The 23,406-nt window shown below is 51.3% G+C and carries 21 protein-coding genes; 10 read left to right on the forward strand and 11 right to left on the reverse strand.

Going from position 1 to position 23,406, the window contains the following annotated elements; all coding sequences use genetic code 11:
* On the reverse strand, positions 1-805 hold an 805-nt coding region (der, locus tag F4Y64_01015), incomplete at its 3' end, for a ribosome biogenesis GTPase Der (protein ID MXX96181.1).
* A 284-nt stretch (positions 806-1,089) separates the two neighbouring features.
* On the opposite strand from der, the gene F4Y64_01020 reads away from it, so the two are divergent.
* Both F4Y64_01020 and F4Y64_01025 read left to right on the forward strand, forming a co-directional pair.
* Positions 1,090-1,848 carry an energy transducer TonB gene (locus F4Y64_01020; protein MXX96182.1) on the forward strand — a complete coding sequence of 253 codons (759 nt, stop codon included), beginning with the start codon at positions 1,090-1,092 and terminating at the stop codon, positions 1,846-1,848.
* A 630-nt stretch (positions 1,849-2,478) separates the two neighbouring features.
* A complete protein-coding gene (locus tag F4Y64_01025; GenBank protein ID MXX96183.1) occupies positions 2,479-3,654 on the forward strand; it encodes a Fic family protein in 1,176 nt (391 codons plus the stop codon).
* A 128-nt stretch (positions 3,655-3,782) separates the two neighbouring features.
* On the opposite strand, the gene F4Y64_01030 is transcribed toward F4Y64_01025, so the two are convergent.
* The 3 genes from F4Y64_01030 to F4Y64_01040 are packed head-to-tail and all read right to left on the reverse strand — an operon-like array spanning position 3,783 to position 7,046.
* A complete protein-coding gene (locus F4Y64_01030) occupies positions 3,783-4,601 on the reverse strand; it encodes an EcsC family protein (protein ID MXX96184.1) in 819 nt (272 codons plus the stop codon).
* Between the two features lie 29 nt (positions 4,602-4,630).
* Entirely contained in the window at positions 4,631-5,431 is an 801-nt protein-coding gene (locus F4Y64_01035) for an undecaprenyl-diphosphate phosphatase (protein ID MXX96185.1), read from the reverse strand.
* Positions 5,432-5,468: 37 nt separating this feature from the next.
* On the reverse strand, positions 5,469-7,046 hold the full coding sequence (locus F4Y64_01040) for a DUF814 domain-containing protein (protein MXX96186.1): 1,578 nt from the start codon (positions 7,044-7,046) through the stop codon (positions 5,469-5,471).
* A 221-nt stretch (positions 7,047-7,267) separates the two neighbouring features.
* Here F4Y64_01040 and F4Y64_01045 point away from each other — a divergent pair, with 221 nt between their 5' ends.
* Positions 7,268-8,854, forward strand: coding sequence for a choice-of-anchor B family protein (locus tag F4Y64_01045; GenBank protein ID MXX96187.1), 1,587 nt, complete (start codon positions 7,268-7,270; stop codon positions 8,852-8,854).
* Here F4Y64_01045 and F4Y64_01050 read toward each other — a convergent pair.
* Both F4Y64_01050 and F4Y64_01055 read right to left on the reverse strand, forming a co-directional pair.
* Positions 8,847-9,458 carry a DedA family protein gene (locus tag F4Y64_01050; GenBank protein ID MXX96188.1) on the reverse strand — a complete coding sequence of 204 codons (612 nt, stop codon included), beginning with the start codon at positions 9,456-9,458 and terminating at the stop codon, positions 8,847-8,849. The genes F4Y64_01045 and F4Y64_01050 overlap by 8 nt on opposite strands.
* A gap of 2 nt (positions 9,459-9,460) precedes the next feature.
* Positions 9,461-10,873 (reverse strand): tetratricopeptide repeat protein, encoded by a 1,413-nt coding sequence (locus F4Y64_01055; GenBank protein MXX96189.1) that lies wholly within the window; start codon positions 10,871-10,873, stop codon positions 9,461-9,463.
* 173 nt (positions 10,874-11,046) lie between these two features.
* Here F4Y64_01055 and F4Y64_01060 point away from each other — a divergent pair, with 173 nt between their 5' ends.
* From F4Y64_01060 to F4Y64_01070, 3 genes are all read left to right on the forward strand, one after another.
* Complete coding sequence (locus tag F4Y64_01060; protein MXX96190.1) at positions 11,047-11,535, forward strand: transcriptional repressor; 489 nt, start codon at positions 11,047-11,049, stop codon at positions 11,533-11,535.
* Positions 11,536-11,604: 69 nt separating this feature from the next.
* Positions 11,605-11,991 (forward strand): hypothetical protein, encoded by a 387-nt coding sequence (locus F4Y64_01065; protein ID MXX96191.1) that lies wholly within the window; start codon positions 11,605-11,607, stop codon positions 11,989-11,991.
* On the forward strand, positions 11,972-12,226 hold the full coding sequence (locus tag F4Y64_01070; GenBank protein ID MXX96192.1) for a hypothetical protein: 255 nt from the start codon (positions 11,972-11,974) through the stop codon (positions 12,224-12,226). Before F4Y64_01065 ends, F4Y64_01070 begins: the two co-directional genes overlap by 20 nt.
* A gap of 75 nt (positions 12,227-12,301) precedes the next feature.
* Here F4Y64_01070 and F4Y64_01075 read toward each other — a convergent pair whose 3' ends face one another.
* The 3 genes from F4Y64_01075 to F4Y64_01085 are packed head-to-tail and all read right to left on the reverse strand — an operon-like array spanning position 12,302 to position 14,123.
* The gene (locus F4Y64_01075; protein ID MXX96193.1) at positions 12,302-12,571 is read right to left on the reverse strand and encodes an amidohydrolase family protein; all 270 of its coding nucleotides are present in this window, start codon (positions 12,569-12,571) and stop codon (positions 12,302-12,304) included.
* A gap of 25 nt (positions 12,572-12,596) precedes the next feature.
* Positions 12,597-13,862 carry a beta-ketoacyl-ACP synthase II gene (fabF, locus tag F4Y64_01080; protein ID MXX96194.1) on the reverse strand — a complete coding sequence of 422 codons (1,266 nt, stop codon included), beginning with the start codon at positions 13,860-13,862 and terminating at the stop codon, positions 12,597-12,599.
* 24 nt (positions 13,863-13,886) lie between these two features.
* A complete protein-coding gene (locus F4Y64_01085) occupies positions 13,887-14,123 on the reverse strand; it encodes an acyl carrier protein (GenBank protein ID MXX96195.1) in 237 nt (78 codons plus the stop codon).
* 194 nt (positions 14,124-14,317) lie between these two features.
* Here F4Y64_01085 and F4Y64_01090 point away from each other — a divergent pair, with 194 nt between their 5' ends.
* The 3 genes from F4Y64_01090 to F4Y64_01100 all read left to right on the forward strand — a co-directional run bounded on the left by F4Y64_01090 (position 14,318) and on the right by F4Y64_01100 (position 20,897).
* Positions 14,318-15,517, forward strand: a complete 1,200-nt coding sequence (locus F4Y64_01090; protein ID MXX96196.1) for a methionine adenosyltransferase — start codon at positions 14,318-14,320, stop codon at positions 15,515-15,517.
* A 15-nt stretch (positions 15,518-15,532) separates the two neighbouring features.
* Positions 15,533-19,558, forward strand: a complete 4,026-nt coding sequence (locus tag F4Y64_01095) for a T9SS type A sorting domain-containing protein (protein ID MXX96197.1) — start codon at positions 15,533-15,535, stop codon at positions 19,556-19,558.
* Between the two features lie 61 nt (positions 19,559-19,619).
* On the forward strand, positions 19,620-20,897 hold the full coding sequence (locus tag F4Y64_01100) for an adenosylhomocysteinase (protein ID MXX96198.1): 1,278 nt from the start codon (positions 19,620-19,622) through the stop codon (positions 20,895-20,897).
* Here the strand turns inward: F4Y64_01100 and F4Y64_01105 are convergent.
* The gene (locus F4Y64_01105) at positions 20,894-21,238 is read right to left on the reverse strand and encodes a ferredoxin family protein (protein MXX96199.1); all 345 of its coding nucleotides are present in this window, start codon (positions 21,236-21,238) and stop codon (positions 20,894-20,896) included. The two genes, F4Y64_01100 and F4Y64_01105, sit on opposite strands and share 4 nt — an antisense overlap.
* Positions 21,239-21,347: 109 nt before the next feature.
* Between F4Y64_01105 and F4Y64_01110 the strand changes: the two genes are divergently transcribed.
* A complete protein-coding gene (locus F4Y64_01110) occupies positions 21,348-22,493 on the forward strand; it encodes a hypothetical protein (GenBank protein MXX96200.1) in 1,146 nt (381 codons plus the stop codon).
* Here the strand turns inward: F4Y64_01110 and F4Y64_01115 are convergent.
* Positions 22,468-23,115, reverse strand: coding sequence for an NUDIX domain-containing protein (locus F4Y64_01115; GenBank protein ID MXX96201.1), 648 nt, complete (start codon positions 23,113-23,115; stop codon positions 22,468-22,470). The genes F4Y64_01110 and F4Y64_01115 overlap by 26 nt on opposite strands.
* Between the last annotated feature and the right edge of the window lie 291 nt (positions 23,116-23,406).

Below are 23,406 nucleotides of genomic sequence, written 5' to 3' on the forward strand. Positions count from 1 at the left end.
CCAATCCGATGGTTGCATCTATGATCAGTACTGCCACATCACAATTTCGGATCGCCCTTTCGGTACGGAGTGTGGCATAGAATTCGACATTCTCATGAACTTTGGTTCGTCGCCGCAGCCCTGCGGTGTCAACCAGTATTACTTCCTGATCATTGTGTATCAGCCTTGCATCCACTGCATCCCGGGTTGTCCCGCTGATTTCCGTGACGATTGAGCGCTCCTGACGCAGCAGAGTATTGGTCAGTTGCGATTTACCGACATTCGGTCGCCCGATGAGTGCAACTCTGACTCCAGTATCCTCCTCCATGGTCTCTTCAGTCGGCAGTTCAGCCGTCACGGCATCAAGAAAATCTCCTGTCCCCATCCCATTCGTGGCGCTGACCGGGTAGACCTCTCCCAGTCCTAGGCTATACATGGATGCTGCGTCCCATCGACGCTGTTGATTGTCTGCCTTATTGGCAACCACGAGAACGGGCTTTCTGCTTCGCCGAAGCATCCGAGCCATTTCTTCATCCAGATCGGTCACGCCAGCCGTGATGTCTGTAACTAGTAAGATGATATCGGCTTCGACGAGTGCGATCTCCACCTGCTCACGTATTGCACGCTCGAAACGATCGGCACTTCGGGGCACATACCCGCCTGTATCTACCAGTGCAAATTCCCGCCCATTCCAGAGCACCTGACCATATACACGATCTCGCGTCACACCCGGGGCATCATGTACAATCGCCTGACGAGTCTCTGTGAGCCGATTAAAGAGCGTGGACTTCCCTACGTTCGGACGACCAACAATAGCAACGAGCATCTTGAATTCTTCTGGGATTTTCTATACCTGATTGCACCGGTGCATTGCACGAGCACTACCTTGCAATACTACCTGCTTCTCGCGAGGCTCATGTAGCCTTATGACAAGGCGATTATTGTTATACTCACAATATACAGCCAACAATCCCGGCATAATAATTGCAGGAATTCATCGTGATGAATTCCTGTACACTGAATCGTCAGATCTGCGTGCAGTATTTCACCTGCCTAATGTCAGAAAACATTTCTGACTTATTTGCCTGTTGACTAAACCCTCTCTAAATCATGGAATTACGCAAATCTCTTTCAACCTCTACCAAAAAAGCTCCTAGCCTCTTCGCGCTGGTTACCGTGGTCACTGCAATCTTTTTGCTGATCATGTTTTGGAATAATCAGCAAGAATCCGAACCCCTCGAAATCGTTGACCAGATGCCGACACTCATCGGAGGCATCAATGCGCTGGCCTCTGAAGTGAAATACCCGGAAAACGCTCGCAAAGACCAGATTGAAGGACGGGTGATCGTACAGTTCACGGTAGACAAAAATGGTGATGTGCGTGATCCCGTGGTCGTGCTAGGAATTGGCGGTGGGTGTGATGAGGAAGCTGTTCGCGTTGTTACTGAACATGCAAAATTCAAACCAGGAGCCCACCAGGGACGTGTGGTCCCAGTCAAAATGGCCATTCCATTCACATTTAAGCTGCCTTCACAAGGGGATGATCTGGCGGAAGAGGTTCTTAAATTCGTAGATCAGATGCCGGAACTCATAGGAGGTATCAGCACACTGGCCTCTAACATGAAATACCCGGAAATCGCTCGCAAAGACCAGATTGAAGGGCGGGTGATCGTAAGATTCATTGTAGATAAGGAGGGTAATGTTCGTGACGCCTCAATCACAAAGGGCATTGGTGGTGGATGTGACGAGGAAGCTATCCGAGTTCTTACCGAACACGCAAAATTCAGGCCCGGAATTCATCAAGGTGAGACCGTTCCGGTTGAGATGCAAATACCTGTTGTATTCAAACTGGGGTCAGACTCTGCCTAAGGCGCAACCGAAAAACGCTTGATTGCCCTCTGATCTTTAGTTGGGTTTCTGTGCCTGACTACAAGATGAAATCTATCCTCCGCGGCTAGGCTGCAACCTGCAGGGCGTATCAGACGATGAAAATTTTGGCCTGAAGGGAGGTTATTGCCTTATCCGATGAGCCTTGATATTTACGGGTGAAAGACCGGAATCTCGTTGGATGACTCAAGTTTCTGGATACTCCCAAATAAGGAAAGGATATGCGGGTTTTCTTTCCTTAAAAATTCGCTAAGAAAATTTCTTTCCTTACAGATGCAGTTTGAGCCATTCCCACGCCACATTGGGGAATGGCTAGGGTATCTATTGTTGGCAAAAGGTCAAGACATCCCTGTCTCCGCTAATACTTGCAGAGGCTGTCAATCTAAAAACTGGTTTCCACGCTCGACGGGATACTCTTGCGCAAGGCGCGAATATTTGGTTGACTGGATCCAACAAGGTTTTTTCTAAAATCCCTTTCTACATAGGGAATAATTCATCGCACCCCACCCTTACCGAGTCTCTGACGATTGGACATCATGGATTTGCAACAAAGAAAGGATATGCGGGTTTTCTTTCTTTAAAAATTTATTAAAAAAGTTTTTTACCTAACCGATGCAGGTTAAAAAATCTCCGCACCATATTGGGAAAATGGTTGAGGTATCTACCGTTGGCAAAAAGGTTAAGGCATACCTACCACCGCTACTTCCTCTGAAGCCACCGATTGATCTCGGAGAAATGGCATCTAAGCTTGAGCGGGCTACTCACGCAGTCGGTCAACTGGATGGAATGACTAGAATTTTGCCGAGCACACAGATGTTTCTTCATACATACATCAGGCAAGAGTCGGTCCTATCATCTCAAATAGAAGGCACAGAGTCATCTTTGTCTGATTTACTGCTCTTCGAAGCTGAAAGCACACCAAAGGTAGCTTTGGATGACGTCCAAGAGGTGTCGAACTATGTTAATGCCCTAACATATGGTTTGTTAAGGCTGAAAAGCGGATTTCCACTAAGTCAACGCTTGATGCGGGAAATGCATGGAATCCTGCTATCTACAGGACACGGGAGGAGAAAAGATCCCGGAGAATACCGTCGCTCCCAAAACTGGATTGGAGGACTAGATCCAGAAAACGCAAAATACGTTCCACCGCCTGCCACATATATACTGGACCTAATGAGCAACCTAGAACGATTTATTCACGATGATCATTCGGATATCCCGGTTCTCATTCAGGCAGGGATACTCCATGTCCAATTCGAAATCATTCACCCCTTTCTGGACGGAAATGGCCGCCTCGGTAGATTGCTGATTACACTTCTGCTTTGTGAGCGTAGATTATTAAAAGAACCGCTCCTGTATCTCAGTTTTTTCTTTAATGCTCATAGAGCGAAATACTATGCTCTGTTGCAACGAGTGCACACACATGGAGATTGGCAATCATGGCTTGAATTCTTTTTGGATGGAGTATTTAAGACTGCCGAACGTGCAACTAGGACTGCAGAGAAGCTTTTAGCTCTTTTTGATAAAGATCAGAATCAGATAAAGACCGTGGGAAAATCTCCCCCGTCAATGCCCCGTGTGCATCGAGCATTTCAGGAACGACCATTTCTTACAGTCCCATTCACGGCAAAATCTGTTGGAATCTCGCCACCCACTGCAAGAAAGTCCATTCGACGTCTTGAGGATATCGGGATCGTCCGAGAGGTAACTGGAAAATCCCGCAATCAAGTATTCGTTTACGAGGAATACATGAAAATCCTGACGGAAGGAACGGCTACGGATGTGTGATGACCATACTCCACACCCCTTTGGATATATGTATTCAGCAGAGACTTAAATCCTCTAACCATAATCATCGGAGCAGACCCGGGATAATCACCCCGAACGTCGCTCCAAAGAACCGATTCACCACCGAATCAGCGAAGGCGGTCTTTGTGCTCAAGATAAAGTGCGCGGAATAACATGTACGATGTCTCTGCCGTCTCTCTTGTGAACCAGTAATTCACCCCCGCACCCACTGCTGCACCAGCCAGCGGAATGGTCTGTAATAGTTTTCGACCAACAAGATTTTTTGCCAACTCTCTCGGCACGTGACGGGACTGATCCGAGAATACCCCCCGCACACGCCCCTGATACGTCCCACCCCCTGCATAGGAGGCCGCAGCAATACCAACCTCATGCATCGCACCACTGCGAGCTTCTCGTGAATTTGCGGCCGCTGCGTTATAGATCGATAAAATAATCGGTCCATGCTCCGGTCCGGTCATTGGAAATCCATACGCTGCGCCAATCCTCTGAATGAGATGAAGGTTAATGGCAAAAAGCAAGGGGATATCTGCTGCAATCAGAACCGCGCCACCCAAACCCGTTCCCCCACCACTGAGCGCGGCCAGGACCGTATTCTGAGTAAAAAGTCCCTTCGCCAACTCATCCAACGTCTCTAAAGGAGCCCCACGCAAATCTTCCATCTTTTCAACCTCTAATCCTTTCCTGCGCGCCTCTGACTGGATGCCACTCAAATCCACTGCCCATTTCGTGGCATCATTAAGCCTAGACAGAAATGCACCTATTGCATCACTCATCTGATCCACCAAGTGGGCTGGAACTCCCTGCTCCACCGCCCAATCTACAGGGCGCATGACCCAGTCCATGGCTCGAGCCGCCAAAGAACCATCTCCACGCAACCACGCATCTACCTCCTTCTGAACAGATTTTTCGTAAGCGGTAAGCCGCATGAGTTTTTAATGTGGTTGATCGCTGTGACCTACAGAAAGAACAGTCCCAGCACTCCTACTCCTACGCAGTAAATCGCAAATATGTGCAGTCGGCCACGTCGGACAAACCCAAGCACCACGTGAATTGCAAATATACCGGTTGCAAATGCAATGGTCGTGCCAAGCAGCACCGGGAGCCAATTGACTGGTTCTGGCGATTGGATCAATCCTAACCCTTTGACGAGGGTTGCTCCAGCAATGGCAGGCAAAACCATAATGAATGAGAAATCTGCCGCAGCTTCAGGTTTGACTCCAGACAGTAATCCCGTACTGATCGTAGCCCCTGATCTGGACATTCCAGGAAGAAGTGACACGGCCTGAGCCACACCCATCAGGACAGATTTCCAGAGCGTGATATCGCTGCCCTGGGTACGGGCCAGCAAAGTAGAAGCCAAAATTACGCCCGTAAGGATCAACATCACACACGCGAACCAGGGACGCGCGTAGGTCCATTCCAGTTGTGTGTCAAGAAATACATAGGCCAACCCGGCAGGAATACTCGCGAAGATCACTTGCCAGGCCATCCGCGCATTTACGTTCACCTGATAAGCCTTTCGGGGATGCATCAGCGTACGGATCATGCCCCTCACGATTGCACCTAGTCGGTTCCTGTAGACAATAATGATGCTGAGGGCAGTCCCTGCGTGAAGAAAAACCTCAAACGTTACATCCGGTGTAAGCTGCAACCCCAATACATGCTGTGCCAATACTAGGTGCCCCGAAGAAGAAACTGGCAGGAACTCCGTCAAGCCCTGCAGAAGTCCAAGAATCACCGCCTGCCACCAGGTCATGAAGATAGTTGAGTCGGTCCAGTGAGGGGAAAATACTTCATGGGAGCGCAGGTTCAACCATCACAACCTCTTCCCGGCTTACGGTGACTTCACCCAATGGGGCCCCACGTGCCTTACGAACATACTTTTTAGGTGTTACAATCACCGGAGCGATACTGCTGGTGCGTGCCTTGCTGTGCCAGGCCGCAATCGCTGCTGCCTGTTCAATCAGATAACTGCTCGGTTGCGCATCGCGCTTCGGAAGCCGCAGTACTGCGTGGGCTCCGCTCACCCCGCGTGCATGGAACCACAAATCAAATGGACGGGCATGTCGAAGTGTCAAAATCTCACTTTCCTTTGCATTGCGCCCTACCCATAATTCATAGGAGGGCGCAAGAACGTAACGCCGGAATGGCTGTCCGGAGGATGCGGGCTTTGCGCGCCCTTTCTGGAACGTTTTCAGATCCTTATAAGTCTTCGCTTTCTCCAGTTCCGCCAGTTCCGCTTGCAACGACACAACTTTTTCTTCAGCCTGCTTGATGAGCGTGTCCAGGTGTGCACGGGATGTTCGTGCCTTGCGCGCCTTTGAATAATAGCGCTCGGCATTCTGTAAAGAGTTCAGTGCCGGATCCAAAGACACCGTGACCATGGCTCCGGGATGAAATGCATCCTCAAGTTCCACGCAGGATGCGCCCGCTGGCAGTGGTGGTGAAGCCATCAGAATATGTCCGATCCGTTCGTATTCATCGGCACGTGAGGGTTGTGACTGTTCCGCTCTCATTCGCTCAGCCGAGCGCTCCGCCTTGTCCAGCATCCGAACAAGGTTTTTCCGTAGAGGATCATACTGTGCGCGATAAGCTCTCACCGACAGTAGGTGCTGCGCATATGCACGGAGCCCCTCATCAAGATCACTGTATTTCTGTACCTCTTCCTCACTGTGCTCTGTGAGAGGAAACAGAGAGATCGACGGCAGGTCCCGATAGACATGCAACGGACCCTGATCATTCAGCAACCGCAGGTGCATCGCCTGCGCCGCTTTATACACCAAAGCAGGATCCGGTAGATTGGCCCACCCATACAGCTTCATGACCCCGCTGGCCTGGTCTCTATTGAAGCGCACATAGATACGCTGCAGTGCCTTGGTCAGATTGCCCTTTGCACGACTCCATCGGGCCGTAAATTCTGCAAGATTCTTGGGTTCCGGCGCATTGCGTGCTTGGGGAAACTCCGTCGGGCCACCTTTACGAAATGCTTCCTGGACACGTCCAGCTTCATCTCCCAAAAATACATTAGCCCGGCTTCCATACAGATGCGCCTGAAGCTGAAGCCCACCCGTGAATTCCAGTATCAGAATCCGATCGCCTTCAGAAACACTCACCCTCGCAATTGACTGCCGCCGCAGTGCACGGAAAAGAGACTTCGTGTTGCGCCGGGGGCGACCAACATCCTCGCGCCGAAACGCACCAACAACCGGTGCATGCGTCAGAAACGAAATAGCCGTAACCGCAGAATTGTGTTCCAGTGCGATAATTAACTCTCCAGGAGCATGGCACCACGCATCCGTGACCGTAGCACCCGGGATAGACTGATCCCAGACGTGAGCAAGCCTGTGCAGGAGGTAGTAATTGTTTAGCATCCTGAAAAAGATAATGCGTAGCCGATCCCCTTGGACCGTCTATTGGTTAGCCCCTGACCATTGATTCCTGCAGGAATTTGATCGTCGTCTTCGGAATGAAATTTGCTCTATACATAATTACACTTAATGGCCCTAACAACCCCATTATTACCAACCTGGCAAGCCACCCAGGGGGGACTTACAGGCCATTATAGAACAATTATCAGAAGATCAAGTACCGCATGTTAATCGGTTCTGAGGGGTTCATGAAAAAGATCTGGTACTTAGGATTGGTGGCCCTCTTCGCATCCCAGACTTCCTGGGCACAGTTTTCCCAATCATCCATTCGTGGATCACGTGTAAAGTGCGTAAATAATCTGGCCGCCGATCATGCGTGCAGCAATATCGACCTCCTCGCCCGCATGTCTAGGACCGATCTGGAGGTGAGAGGTCGAAGCGTCCTTAACGATATCTGGGGATGGACTGACCCTGTTACCAAGCGGGAATATGCCCTCGTGGGTACGGGTCAATTTGTGGCTTTCGTTGATGTGACCGATCCCATCAACCCCATCTACAATGGAAAACTCCCTGGGCATGAATCGGATTTTCCCATCATTTGGCGGGATATGAAGGTCTACAAAAATCACATGTATGTGACGGTTGATGGACGCAATAACGGAATGCAGGTTTTTGATCTTCGCCAGCTGCGTGGCTTTGATGGAACCCCCAGAGATTTCCGTGCAACTGCACACTATGATGGAATAACCTCCGCACATAACCTGGCCATCAACGAGGAGTCTGGCTTTGCATATATCACCGGTTATGAACTTTCAAGATCAGCTCAGGGTGCAAAAGATACCTGTGGTGGTAGGGGATTGCACATTGTAGACATTCGAATCCCCAGCAATCCAACCTACGCGGGCTGCTTTGCAAATCGCGGCACCGGTAATCGAAACGACGGATACACACACGATGCTCAGTGTGTGATCTACCGCGGCCCCGATGAAAAATATCAGGGACGGGAAATCTGTATTGGTTCAAACGAGTCCCATATTAGTATTGCCGATGTAACTGACAAAAAAGATCCAGTGAACGTAGCGGCTGCAAGCTATCCACACGTGGGATACGCACACCAGGGCTGGCTGACGACCGATCATGAATACTTCCTCATGAATGACGAGACGGACGAATTCAGTTTTGAAGTCAGTAACACACGGACGATTATTTGGGACCTTGCCGATCTCGAAGACCCGGTCTACCACTCTGCATTCTATTTTTCATCCACTGGCCCTGACCACAATCTTTATGTGCATGGGGACTACATGTTTGCGTCCAACTACTCGGAGGGACTTCGCATCGTAGACATTTCGGACATAAATCAACCCCAGGAAATCGCCTTCTTTGATACGCATCCGGGACATGATGATACTTTTGCCGGGGCGTGGAGCAATTATCATTTTCCCGAAAGTGGTACGACCGTCGTCGGCAGTCATCCAGATGGATTGATGATTTTGGATCCGCTCCCGGTCACAATCACACATACCGAAGCGTCTGCTGCGATTCCTGAGGCTTTTTCGCTCTCGCCCGCCTATCCCAATCCATTTAATCCAGTAACGTCGACCGTGCTCTCTTTGCCTGAGCAGACAGAGGTTCGCGCAGAAGTTCTGGATATGCTCGGCCGCTCTGTTGATCTGCTAAAGGACGGAGTCCTGTCCGCCGGGCAACATATCCTCACCTTTGATGCCAGCCAGCTCCCAAGTGGAAGCTACTATATCCGTGTCCAAACAGACCAATATGCAACCGGCACCCAGGTCGTGCTGATCAAGTAAGGAATTTGAGAAGGGCAAATCCGCCCACCAACAATACAGTAAAGGCGATTGCGAGCCAGTTGAAATAGCGGTCAATAAAGATTCGAACCGGCTCACCGAACCGCCAGATCAACCCACTTACGAGCATAAACCGGGCTGTTCGGCTCACCACAGACGCCAGCAAAAATAGTGGGAAAGATGTCCCGAAAGCGCCCGCACTGATCGTGAATAGCTTGTATGGCACCGGAGTAAACCCGGCGGTAAAAATGATGACGAACCCCCACTCATCAAATCTACGTCCCAGATCCGCATACACGGACTCGCTGAACCCGGGCACGTTGTGAAAGAAGAACTGTGCTAGTGGGGTGAATCCGTCTGGAGTTAACCATACATAATGGCCTAGCATGTATCCGATCGCTCCTCCACATAACGAACCGACGCTGCAAATTAGTCCGAAATACAACGCCCTTTTTCGCTGCCCCAGAGCAAGTGCAATCAGGAGCACATCCGGAGGAACCGGAAAGAAAATCGACTCAGTAACCGCCAGCACGAACAGTGCCGCCGCCCCATAGGGTGTCTCCGCCCAACTGAGCACCCAGTCATATAGCCTCCGGATCCAGTGCACGACTAATCGCGTGAGTCAATGCACTCCCGAAAGAGCGGATGGTTATAGATCTCGGGCGGACACTGCTTCATAAACAATTCCTTATTCTCTGGATCCAGGTCAAAGGATGTCGTGAGTGCGTCCAGACACAGCTCCGTCTGACCGAGTAGAAATAGAACCCCGGAATAGAAATACCAGGCCGATGAGCAGGTCGGTTGGAGTTGGATCGCGCGCTCATACGCTGTGCGGGCCGCCCCAAGATTCTTGTTCGCAGAGAGTGCCGACGCATACTGCATCCATACATGATGATCATCCGGCTCCAACTCTGTCACTTTTTTGAATGAACCCAGAGCTTTTTTCGTATAGCCCGCACACATTTCGGCATCTCCCTTGCTGTGCCAGTATTCGGAGTTCCTCGGATTGAGCTCGGTCGCCCGTGTGTGAGCTTTTGCGGCCAATCGATATCTCTGTTGAACCATGTACTCCCGTCCCAGACCATTCCAGGCCTCCGACAGGTTCGGATCAAGCTTGGAAGCTTTTTCATAGAGCTGGATACTGGCTTCGTGATCCCCCCGCTCCGCCATGACAAGTGCCATGTTACAGTATGCCGGCGCATCCTCCCCTTTGCGCGCAATCACCTCTCCATAACAGGTGATTGCTTCATCAAAGCGCTCAAGGACAGAGAGAATATTCCCCCGGTTGTAGTATGCTGGGACGAAATCAGGATCGATATCCAGTGTAAAATCATAGCAGCGCAAAGCGTCTTCCATACGCTCCATTCTGGTCAGTACAACTGCTTTGTTGAACCATGTCTCACACGAATAGGGGTCCAGATCGATCTGGCGATCATACGCGTCCAGGCATGCCGGAAGATCTCCGAGAATATCGTAGCAATAACCCAACTCAAACCAGGCTTCGGGGTGCTCCGGGTTGACCTCCGTACAGGTCTCCAACGCAGCTACCGCATCGGAAAACTTTTTCGACCGGATCATTGCGTATCCGATATAGAAATGGGCATCATCATTGAGAGGATCCACGCGAGCCGCATTGCGAAAATGCTCCAATGCCTCCCGATAGTGCCCCGTCATATCAAGCGTGATGCCTAGATTCAGAAGAACCTCACTGTCTCCCGGGTTCAAACTCAGTGATTTTTCGAATGCCTCCCGGGCCTCTTCCGTCTCCCCTATATTGCCCAGTACAATGCCGCGTCTAAGCCACGTGTACGCACAAAAAGGCTGAATTGACAGAATCCTGTCTATAACTATGAGGGAATCCTCAAGCCGCCCGGACTCGAAATAATGCAGTGCAATATCCTCCAATGAATCCACGTCAAAGTACGCCCCAGAACCGCTGCGCTCAAAGGCATGGACCAAAGCTTTCAGGTCATCTTCCTCAAACCGATCATCATCCCCGTAACTAAAATCAAATGTACTCATTGAGCTAGTTCTTGTGGGTCCTCAAGCTTCTGCAAAGTTACGTCAATATCTTCTGAACTTCAAATCTTTCCGAGGATTGGAAGCATTAAAAACCATTTGTTCTGACAACGCTTGTGATTTCCAAGCGGAACCCTCCCAAACTCCCTGTGTAGATATACCCAAACAGTAGTAAGTTGGCTAAACTCTCTCAAGCTCAGAAAAAGGAAGTTCGGGACCATTTCCGATCGTTCCTAAAGCATCATGGCCTTCGAGAGACACGAGAACGCCTCGCTGTCCTCGATGCCATATACGATGTCAGTGGTCACATAGATGCGGACGCATTGCATCTGCGTTTGCAACAGCAGAACCACTCAATCAGCCGTGCAACGGTCTACAACACCCTTAATCTGCTCCTAGAGTGTGATCTTGTCGTGCGCCACCAGTTCGGGAATTCACAGGCCAAATATGAGTCCTCTTTCCTCTTCGGACAGCACGACCATCTGATTTGCCTGGATTGCGAGAAGATCTTGGAGTTCTGCGACCCACGCATCCAAAATATCCAGGAGATGGTTGCCGACGTGTATGCCTTTGAGATTACACGTCATGCGCTCAATCTCTATGGTCATTGTCAGCGGCCTGACTGTGTTAACCGCGGTGCATCCCAATCTAGGACAGCGACTTAATAGGCTAGAATTGGTACTTTGTTGGGTCTGAGCATTATACTCTTTCCAGTAACCGAAAAGTTAAGTGGTATGAGCACTACGGCGGACCTCGTGAGTGAAGCTAGGAAGTTCACCAAGTATGTTGAACCATTGCCCCATGACTGGGAGTTCTGTATTTCTGCTCAAAGCGTGTTGACCAGACCCTCTAACACAGAAGATGACGAAGAAATACTCGTGATCACCAGTAACAGCCGTGGAGAACTCACATGTGAAATAAAGAGTGCGCACTTTCCTGACTGGGCAATCGACAAAATCAGAGAACTTCAAAGTCAAGATGCATTGGATCTTGAGCGACTAACCAGTATTCTTAAAGAAGCTTTTGAGGATTTAGAAGATATCAAAGAGCTTGCAGAAAGGTCCAGTGAGGAGGAGGTCTATGATTGGGACAAAGTGAAGCATGGGGAAGTACCAACTTAGTATTGAGCGCACCGCACTCAAACAGTTGAGAAAAATTCCAGATCACGACAGAAGGTCGATATCGAGTAAGGTTGATAAGCTGAAGGATTGCGCAAGACCACCAGGGTCACGCCAACTTAAGGGTAAGCTTAGAGGCTGGCGATTACGCTATGGGGCCCACCGTATACCCTACGATATAGACTCATCTGCTGTAACGATACGTGCCATCAAACGACGCGATTCCGCGTACAGGTGAGTCATGGGAATCGTAGTTCCTTGATTGTAGCAACAATTGGGGTTGTCGCGTTTTTCATGAATCTGGGACGGTGACTTAATCCCGCCAAATAAACCCGTCGTCCACCTCTGGACGCTCCCAAAAAATTTGGCTCCGCTCTCTAGGAGAGTGACCAATTTCATTCATGGTCATCGCATCGTAGAGTCGGCCATTCACCATGACATAGGAGATATTGGTTGACTGGCGCAGGTCCTCCAGCGGGTTCCCGTCAATCACAACTAGATCGGCAAGCTTTCCCACCTCAATTGAGCCCAGGTCCTGTGATGTGTATACGACCAAGCCAGCACCACTGAGGCATACCAAGATCTTCGTGAACCTGCGAGAACCGGACTTAGTCCTCGTATTTACGGAACGCTACCGAGGTGTTGTGGCCACCAAAACCGAATGCATTAGAAACCGCCACATTAACCGTACGCTCCTGCGGCTTGTTGAACGTGTAATTCAGATCGCAATCTGGATCTGGGTGAGCAAAATTGATGGTCGGAGGCACGCGATCATTGCGGATGGCCTGAATGGTTGCAATGGCCTCTACTGCACCTGCCGCTCCCAGCAAATGACCGGTCATGCTCTTGGTGGAGGACAGGTTCATCTTATAGGCATGCTCACCGAAGACATTCTTGACGGATCTTGTTTCTGCAATATCCCCCAAGGGAGTAGAGGTACCGTGCATGTTCAGATAATCCACTTCCTCCGGAGCCAAATGTGCGTCCGAGAGCATGTTGCGCATTGCCAGTGTTGCACCACTACCCTCAGGATCGGGAGCCGTAATATGGTTCGCATCCGCACTCATTCCGATGCCGATAATCTCGGCGTAAATTTCTGCCCCACGGGCCTGCGCATGCTCAAGTGACTCAATGACCAGGACACCTGCCCCCTCTCCGAGCACGAACCCATCCCGTGTTTTGTCAAACGGGCGGCTCGCTGTTGCAGGATCGTCGTTCCGGGTCGATAGCGCCCGCAGTGCATTAAAGCCTCCGATCCCCAATTCACTGATCGCTGCCTCACTACCCCCGCACAGTGCAGCATCAATCATGCCCCGCTGCATCATCATAAAAACATCACTGATGTTGTTATTCCCAGTCGCACAGGCACTGACAACGCAGTAGTTCGGCCCTCGAAATTTATACCGGATCGAGATGTGACCGCTCACAATATCCGGGATCAACTTGGGGATGAAGAACGGCGAAATGCGGCGTGGTCCATTGCCAAGATAGGCCGACGTTTGTTCCAAGAACACCTGAATCCCGCCAATCCCGCTACCAATGATGACCGCGACGCGATCCCGCTCGTCTTGGGACATTTTCTCGGGTGCAAGCCCCGAGTCTTCAACGGCCTGGATCGCCGCAACCACTGCATACTGGGCGAACGGGTCTATTTTCCGTACCTCACGCCGGTTGAAGTGGTCCATCGGATCAAATCCCTTCAACTCGCAGGCAAACTTGGTTGCGAAGCCCTCCGTATCAAAATGAGTAATTGGTGCAGCCCCGCTCCGACCCTCCATGAGCCCATCCCAGAATTCATCCGGGGAGTGCCCCAAGGGGGTCAACATCCCCATTCCTGTGACCACAACGCGGCGCGGCTTGTCTTGAATCGCCATGCCTGAAGGCTTTCTATAGGAGGATTATGCGCTCTTCTCCGCGAGATACTCTATTGCATCTCCAACGGTAGCAATCTTTTCAGCATCTTCGTCCGGGATACTGATATCAAATTCTTTCTCGAATTCCATGATCAACTCAACCGTATCCAGCGAATCCGCCCCTAAATCATCAGAGAAAGAAGCCTCGGGAGTAATTCCATCTTCAGCAACCCCCAACTGGTCCACCACGATAGCCTTGACCTTTTCTGCAAGTTCTGACATAATGATCTAATAGTAGTTATTTGAAGAAACCCGCAGAGCGATTTTCCATGCGGGTGCAGTACAACTAAATTACGGCAAATTCATACAACTTTCGCTAAAGTCACTAAATTCTGCCACAAATCACACCATAAACGGCGGGGTTGAACCAGTAAGAATAGCCACCGGTTCAAATCCGCCACTCGATTATATTAACTATGTCCACCTACTTGTTTACCTCCGAGTCTGTGTCGGAGGGGCATCCCGATAAAGTTGCCGATCAGATCTCGGATGCTATTCTTGATGAATACCTGCGGCAAGATCCCAAGAGCCGCGTTGCTGTTGAGACTATGGTAACCTCCAACAACGTGATCCTTGCCGGTGAGGTAAACTCTCGCGTTGAGGTCAGTCGTGCAAAGATTGAAACGATCGTCCGTAAGGTTGTACGCGATATCGGCTACACCTACAGCGATCTTGATTTTAATGCCGATACCCTTGAGGTGACCAATCACATTCACGGACAAAGCCCCGACATCCACAAAGGGGTTGACGGTGGAAAGGAATTGGGGGCTGGAGATCAGGGGATGATGTTCGGGTTTGCCTGTCGGGAGCTTGAGGCTCTGCATGACGGAATTCCGACCCTAATGCCAATGCCGCTCATGTATGCACATGGTTTGGTTCGGGAGCTGGCCAGAATCCGTAAACAGAAATCCATCATGCCCTACCTTCGACCAGATTCCAAAAGCCAAGTCACCGTTGAGTATGATTCGACCGGACGAACCCCAAAAAGGATTCATACGATTGTAATTGCAACCCAGCATGATGCCGGAGTAGAACAGGACGAGATCAGGAAAGACATAGAAGATCACCTTTTGCCGCTTGTGATTGATGGGCGTCTGAGGGATGACAAGACCGAACTGATTGTGAATAGTACCGGTCAATTCGTTGAGGGTGGTCCGCATGCCGACGCGGGGCTGACTGGTCGCAAAATCATTGTTGACACGTATGGAGGGCGGGGAGCACATGGAGGTGGAGCCTTCAGTGGGAAAGATCCTTCAAAAGTTGACCGCTCTGCTGCCTATGCCGCACGCTATGTGGCCAAAAACCTAGTGGCCGCTGACTTGGCGGATATGGTTGAGATCCAGCTTGCCTATGCCATTGGCGAACCAAAACCCGTATCCATCTTTGTTGACTCGTCCGGCACGGCCAAACACGGTTTGTGTGACTCTGCGCTGACAAGAATTTTGCAAAAAACCTTCAAGCTGAAGCCAAGAGGCATCATTGATTACCTCGGACTCGAAAACCCGATCTATCAGGAGACGGCTGCCTATGGCCATTTTGGGCGGGGATGCTTCCCGTGGGAACAATTAGATGCCGTGGAGAAGCTGCGTGAATATGCACGGATTCATTCTGGCTGATGATAAACGTCCCACATGGTACGTCAATCCATCACGATTCTGCTGACATTTTTTTGTGTAGTGACCGCCGCTGCACAGGAGCGCCTGGAAGCCATCGAGTCGCTTCCCGCCGCTTCCCGCAGTGCGGTCGTCCAGGAGAATGTCTGGACGAACCTCCCGACGTCCCGTGTAGCGAACGGCCGTATTGATGAACAGCTGGGAATTCTGCGGGCAGCCTACCGGCTGAACCCGGACATGACTCCAGAAGCCACACCGGAAGCTACGGCACGTACATGGCTGCTTCAGGATGGCGAGCCCTTCGGGATCCGTACACCGGAGATCTTGGAGTTGGTGAGTGAACGAGAGAGCACAGGAGCACATCACCTGACATTCCAGCAAACGCTGGCCGGCATCCCGGTTTATGGTCGTTTTGTGCACGTAAACCTGAACCAGACCGGATTGCCTGTCATGGTAATCAGCGACTATGCACCTCACCTAGAAAACGTGGATGCATTTAATTCCGTACCCGCCCTCAACGCAGCGCAGGCCGAATCTCTGGCACAGCGTGCGATTTCCGACGAGGGGGCCACTGCGCAACCGGCTGAACTTTTGGTCCTGCCCGATGACCCGCCCCGATTGATCTGGCAAACCATTGCGTCGCCAGACACCGGCATAGGGGAATGGGAAGTACTGCTGGATGCCAATACCGGAGCATTGATCCAACTAATGGACCTGCTTGTATTCTCTCACACGGATCCCCCCTCCAAAAAAGATGTAGATGGAGAGGGACATATTTGGATGTATGACCCCCTGACCGCATCCGGTCAGCCCTACGGTGGGGACTACGTAGATGACGATGACAGGGACAATACGACGCTGAACAGTCTACTCCAGAGCGTCACGCTTCAGGATATTGAACGGACCAGCAATGGTTCCTACCGACTCAACGGACCATGGGTGGAGATCGTCGGCTCTGCAGCTCCTGTAGAGAGTAACGCTTCTGATTTCAAGTACACGCGAAGTGACAAGCATTTTGAAGCGGTCATGGCATACTATTTCATTGACACGAGCGAGCGCTATATCCAATCTCTTGAGGTCGGTGTTGCCCCACCGTCAAACCCCGTTACTGCGGACCCTCATGCATTCCCAGAAGACGTCTCCTACTATCAGGCTAGTACGAGATCTCTGCACTTCGGAGACGGCGGCGTAGATGATGCCGAAGATGCTGGCATAATCCTTCACGAGTACGGCCATGCCATAATGCACCACTATCTGGGATTCGCTCCCTTGCCTAGGAGAGAGTGGGGAGTCCTTGGTGAGGGGTTTTCTGACTATTGGGCCGTCTCTTATCGAAGAGACCTCATGGAGCGTGGAGAGGTTCCAGCAGGAGACTGGAGAGAGGTATTTCCCTGGGATGGGATTGCCTGGGGAGGGCGCCGCGCCGATGGAAACGATCACTACAATGTGATTCGATGGGATTGCCTCGGCGTGTGTGATATTTACGACTACGGACGAACTTGGGCGGCCCTGATGATGGAACTCTGGGAGCGCGTTGGACGCGAAAATACGGACCGCCTGCATCTGGCCGCGTTTCCGTATCTCGGCCGCAATTTCGCACTTGAAGATATGGTGGAAGCACTTGTGATGGCCGATGCTGCTCTAAATAACGGGCAGTATACTGCTGATATCTATGACGTTTTTGAGCCATTAGGGTTTGTTACCTCACCTAGCGGGATTCCCCTGATCATTCATACACCTGTTGCCCGCCATTCTGACCCCACTCTTCCGGTCAAAATTGAAGCGAATATCAACGTAACGGGGTCAGGATACCCTCTTACCAATGTGTCCGTCTACTACCGCATAGACTCGGGAGCTTTCGAGATGCAGGCACTGGCACAGGAGGGTGGAATCACATGGAGCACCGAGATCCTGCTCCCCCAATCTGCCACTCTCCTGGAATACTATCTCTTAGCTACCACGCAAGTTGGTTTGGCGGCTAGTCCTCGGTCAGCCCCCGCGAATCTCTGGAGCGTGTATGTGGGCACAGATACCCAGGCACCAACCGTCACCTACACTCCCGTGACACACATCGTCCCAGAAGAGGCCAGGGTTCCCCTTTCAATCCAGGTGGCAGACGACAATGCAGTATCCAAGGTCACGCTCACCTACACGATCAATGACCCCAGTCGGGAAGGGCCGGAGTCCGGTATGTTCGACTTGCAGGATTCAAACGGCGACACGTATACGTTTAACCTACCGCTGCCAGATACTCCCGAAAGTGTATTGCCAGGAACATGGTTGGAGTATCGAATTACCGCTCATGACAATGCCGATCCACCAAACATCGCGGTATTCCCTCCCATGGAAGAACCTCAGTTGCGACTGGATGTGATTCCCGACTCCAGTCTACTCGGGGCATGGAATCCAGATGACTGGCCCGGATTGGCTGCTGGTGAATGGGCCTCTCATGAGGAAGCCTTCGGACATCAGGGATCACTTTGGGTTACTACACCGGACGGGCCCTATAGCGACAAACCTGCACAGAGCCTGCTCTCTTTCCCCGAAGTCAATGTTGCAGGATACCCTAATGCCCATCTGGAATTCTGGCATTGGTATGACTTTGAGAATACGGATGTACCTGGTCCAGGGGACGCCGGTGGCATTATTTATGACGGTGGACAGATTCAGCTTTCAACTGATGGAGGGCAATCCTGGACTGTTGCCGAACCACAGTGGGGCTACAACGGGGACGTTGAATCAACGCTGTCCAACCCACTGTCTGGAACCCCCGCCTTTGGCGGCTCAAGTTTTGGCTGGCGCCGGGTTCGTGTACCTCTGCCGGATGCGCCTGCCAGGGCTTACCGATCCGAGGTCCATACCCGGCTCGCATTCGGGACCGGAGCCGGGAACTCAAATTCCACCACCGACAATTTTGCGGGATGGGCGGTCCGGGATGTACGTATTCTAACTGATCCACCTGTTGACACGGTCGTGCCGGTGGTTCAACATGCTCCGTTTTCATATCAATTCATTTCTCCTGACGAAGCTACAACGCCCATCCAGGTTGCGGCTTTGGACAATGCAGGTATTGAGTCCGTCCGTCTTCGCCTCTACGAGGTTGAGAATACACAACTGGAGTTTCTGGGGGCATATAGACTGAATCCTCTTCGGACCATCCCAGACTGGTTCCACGTAGCCATCCCAATACCGAATCTCCAAGCGGGTGGAGTACTGGGCTATTACATCACAGTCCGGGACTTCGATAACAATATTCGCACTCTCGGCGAACAATCCGCAGAGGAACTCCTCAAATTGTATACACCTTCTGACGACCCGCGCACTGCACTGACGAATGGGCACACGAGTGGTGCATGGACCCACTCCGGCGAGGGTTATCGTGCGCGGACAAATGCAGATTACCGGCAATCTTCCATCGTACTGGCACCTGTTTACTTTGCAGATCAGCCAGAACTAACGATGTTGCGATTGCGTCATGCCTACCAACTGGATGGGGAAAATCTAGGGCGGATAAGCGTGACTGAGGATGGCGGCGACACATGGGAGGTGCTGGCACCCAGAACTCACTCTTTTGATATGGATCAGAGAGACAGAGTAGAGTTTTCCGGGCGATCCCCTCGAGTCTCTACCTCCTGGTTTGACCTCACGCCATTGCGTCAACCCTATCAACTGCGCATGGATTTAATTCATGGGCGACAGCAATCAGGAGACGGGTTCTGGGAGGTCTTCAGCGCAAAGTACTATCGCCTGGCGGGGGATAGTCCAACCGTCCCTTCACCTTCCGACCTCGTCCTTTATCCAAACTTCCCGAATCCATTCAGAGACGAGACGACCATTAGTTATATTCTCCCGGAAGCCTCGCACGTGCAGATCACAATCTTCAATATCCTTGGTCAGAATGTACAAAACGTCACGGACCGCACATATGAGGCGGGAGGACATGCAATCACCTTGAACCTGCGTGGCCTTGCACCCGGTATATATTGGGTCAGGATGGAAGCCGACAATACACTTCTGCAGCAACCGATCACACTAGTGCGCTAAACGAACCGGATGGGGTGCCACGGGTTTGAGCGCTGCCAACCTATTTTAATCAAAATAATCCATGAATCATTCGGAGGGGAAATACAAAGTGCGGGACCTGAGTCTTGCCGAAAGTGGTCGAAAGCGGATTGAATGGGCAGAAAGCCGGATGCCCGTGCTGATGCGTCTGCGTAAGCAATATGCAGACTCTCAACCATTCAAAGGGTATAAAATTACCGGTTGCCTGCATGTGACCAAAGAGACGGCTGTGCTCATTGAGACACTGGCTGCATGTGGGGCTGAAGTTTCATGGAGCGGCTGCAATCCCCTCTCTACCAACGACGAGGTTGCAGCGGCACTGGCACTTGGTGGAATCCAGATCTATGCCTGGTACGGACAAAATGTTGAAGAATTTTACTGGAGCATTGACCGCACGATTGACATTCCGCCAGACACCACACTGGATGATGGAGCAGATCTGATTTTTACGATTCATAAGCGGTTTCCACACCTGTCCGATCACATCATTGGTGGCAGCGAGGAAACCACGACCGGTGTACAGCGACTCCGTGCGATGGCCGATGATGGCAAGCTCCTTTATCCTGTGTACGCCGTAAATGACACGGAAACCAAGTGGGACTTTGATAATGTCTATGGAACCGGCCAATCAACTCTTGACGGTATCTTGCGTGCCAGCAGTGTGCTTCTGGCCGGAAAAAACCTGGTTGTTGCCGGCTATGGGCACTGCGGCCGGGGAGTTGCCACCCGAGGTCGTGGAATGGGGGCCAATGTGATCGTGACCGAGGTGCGTCCTGCAGCGGCACTCAAGGCCACCCTGGACGGTATGCGAGTCATGCCTATGGAGGAGGCTGCCCGCATTGGTGACGTATTTGTGACGGCCACCGGCATGAAGGATGTGATTCGCGGGCAGCACTTTGAATCCATGAAGGATGGAGCAATCGTCTGTAACACTGGACACTATGATGTGGAGTTGAATCTGGTTGAGTTGGCTGAACTTGCAACCGCGGAACGGGATATCCGGCCCAATAACCGTGAATACACCCGTACCGATGGAGCCAAGATTTATGTGCTTGCAGACGGGCGGCTGGTCAACCTTGCCGCAGCAGAAGGACACCCCTCTGAAGTGATGGATATGAGTTTTGCCAACCAGTTTATGGCGCACCTGAGCCTGATCCAATCCAAGGAGCGCGGCACAAAGCTGCCATGCAAGGTGATTGAACTGCCAGCCTCCGTAGACGAAGAGATTGCCCGGTTGAAGCTGAATACGATGGGACTCAATATTGATACATTAACCCCAGAGCAAGAGAGGTACGCGAGAGATTACTCCGCTGGTACTTAGACATCCCACTCCAGGATGTCTTCTTCGGATTTTTCTTTGGTTTTCCACTCTTCTGCATCTGGCAGAGGATCTTTACGCTCAATGATATTGTAGTCCTGCTCCTGCCATTTTTCTGCGAGATAGGTGTTCCAGTCGGCGTAATGCGCCCACTTTTCTGGAATTTCGTCGTCAGGATAGATCGCCTCCACCGGGCATACCGGTACACATGCATTGCAATCTATACATTCATCAGGATGGATAACTAGGAAATTGGGGCCTTCATAAAAACAATCTACAGGACACACCTCCACGCAGTCGGTATGCTTGCAATTAATACATGGTTCAGTAACGATGTATGGCATATCTCAGAAATAATTTCGTTGAGTAATATAAGATACTGGCCTGATTCGCCCTAAAATTGATTAAGGCTCCCCTTCTACCCACCGAACCCTTTACTGCTCCAATTCATTCATGATTAACACCCCTGAGGCACTGTCGGATCTGTGTTCCCGGATGAAGGAATCTTCTTCGGTCGCACTGGATACTGAGTTTATTTCCGGCAAACGCCCTGAGACGATTTTGTCCATTGTGCAGGTGGGGCTCAGTGCAAAAGAGGCCTATCTCATTGATGTACTCGCCTTTGATGATCTGACTCCACTGAGACCGATCCTAGAAAACCAGACGATTGTTAAAATCCTGCATGATGCAAGTCAGGATCTTGGATTGATTGCCAAGGTAACCAAGGCAACGCCGAAAAATATCTTCGATGTAAAGCTTGCAGCCCGCCTGCTTGGAATGGGGACAAACTATTCGTTATCTGAACTGGTTCAGAACCTCTGTGGCGTACACCTCTCAAAAGGCCAGCAGCGATCAAACTGGCTGCGCCGCCCACTGAAACCGGCCCAGATCAAGTATGCTGAAAGGGATGTTCTCTACCTGCACCAGATCCAGGAAGTGCTTCTTTCGGAGGCAAACCGGGTGCAGCGCACCACATGGCTGGAGCAGGAGATGTACAACTTTAACGACCCGGAGTTATACCTGCCCCCTTCACCCGCAGAGCGACTACTTCGCTCGCCTGCCACCCGTAAATTTGCTCCTCAGCAATGTGCTGTTGTCGCCGCAATTGCAGACTGGCGCACAGATGCTGCTCTGACGACCGGGACCTTACCCAAGAATCTGTTACGTGACAAAGAAATTTTGCGACTGGCCAAACAGCGGTGTACAAAACCTAGCCATGTCCGAGGTACCTGCCCTTCATTGCCTCACCGCTATGAACTTGAGGTTACAAACCTGATCACAGAGGCTCTGGATACCCCGACCAGCGCATGCCCCACCTCGCTTGCTTCACGCCCGCTTACGGGCACCGAAGTCGCTCAGCTTCACCTTTTGCTGGCAGTCGTTGCCATCCGGGGCTCTGAGTATGGGATCGAACCGGAGTTGATTGGGACAAACGCGGTCCTCACAGACTTCATCCTGAACTCCGGGAAGCCCTCGAATCCACTAAGGCAGGGCTGGAGACAGGAAGTGGCAGGCCGGGATCTCATGGAGATCCTGCAGGGGAGATTATCGGTTACGCTTAGTGATGGCGTGCTCAAAGTTCATTCTCATTCCACATGAGGGGCCCCAAGTCAGTCAGAAGATCTCGCAGAACTGGATAGCCCAATTCCCGCACTGCCTGCGCATAGGGAACCCAGTAAACGGCATCAATCCCCTCTTCCAATGCAGGCGTAAACTGCATGAGCTTGGATGTGAATGCGTACCAGTACGTGGTTTTTACTTCAAAGAAGCCCGATCGGCGATATCCATGTACGGTCGTTCCCAGCAGTTGTCCCTGAACCAAATCATCGGCTCCCGTCTCCTCCTGTAGCTCCCGCGCTGCACAGGCAGCAATTGATTCATTGGGATCAAGCTTCCCTTTGGGGAGATCTAGGACTCCATGGCGCCGGATGCAAAGAAGTTCACCCGTGACTCGGTGCCGGATGAGCCCTCCGGCTGCAGTCACCGCGCGAGGTGGAGCATAAGGGTTTACATTTAAGATTGCATCCTGGGGAATAAGCCCGGAGTCGTAGGCAGAACCAATTCTTTTGAGATGGCGGAGTGCACTGCGATCTATCACAAGAACCGCCTCCGAGACCAACCGCTGAGCCTCTATTAAATCTCCCAGTAACAACCCACCTTTTACCACGGATGGGATCTCATTCAGGTTACATGCACAATACAAAAACACTGGTTCGGGGATCGTATCAGGTGATGTAGGGAATTTCTACAGAAATCCGAATACTCGCATCAATTTTAAGATACACTTCCCGTTGAAAAACTAAGTTCCGTGCGCACCCATTTGGCAATTCAGATTGCCAGAACGCGACCTCGAACGCCCGCATACCCAATGCTGCATTTAGGTCAGCATTCTCCTCGTATTCGCACGCTGGGCATTTGAACCTAGAATAACGCGATTATCAAGCTGAACCCGTATCGGGGAAACGACCGCTTCCCCTGCTGCGTTCGACCCCCTTGATTAAGCCTTGATGCT

This window comes from Rhodothermaceae bacterium (assembly GCA_009838195.1).
GTDB lineage: Bacteria > Bacteroidota > Rhodothermia > Rhodothermales > Bin80 > Bin80.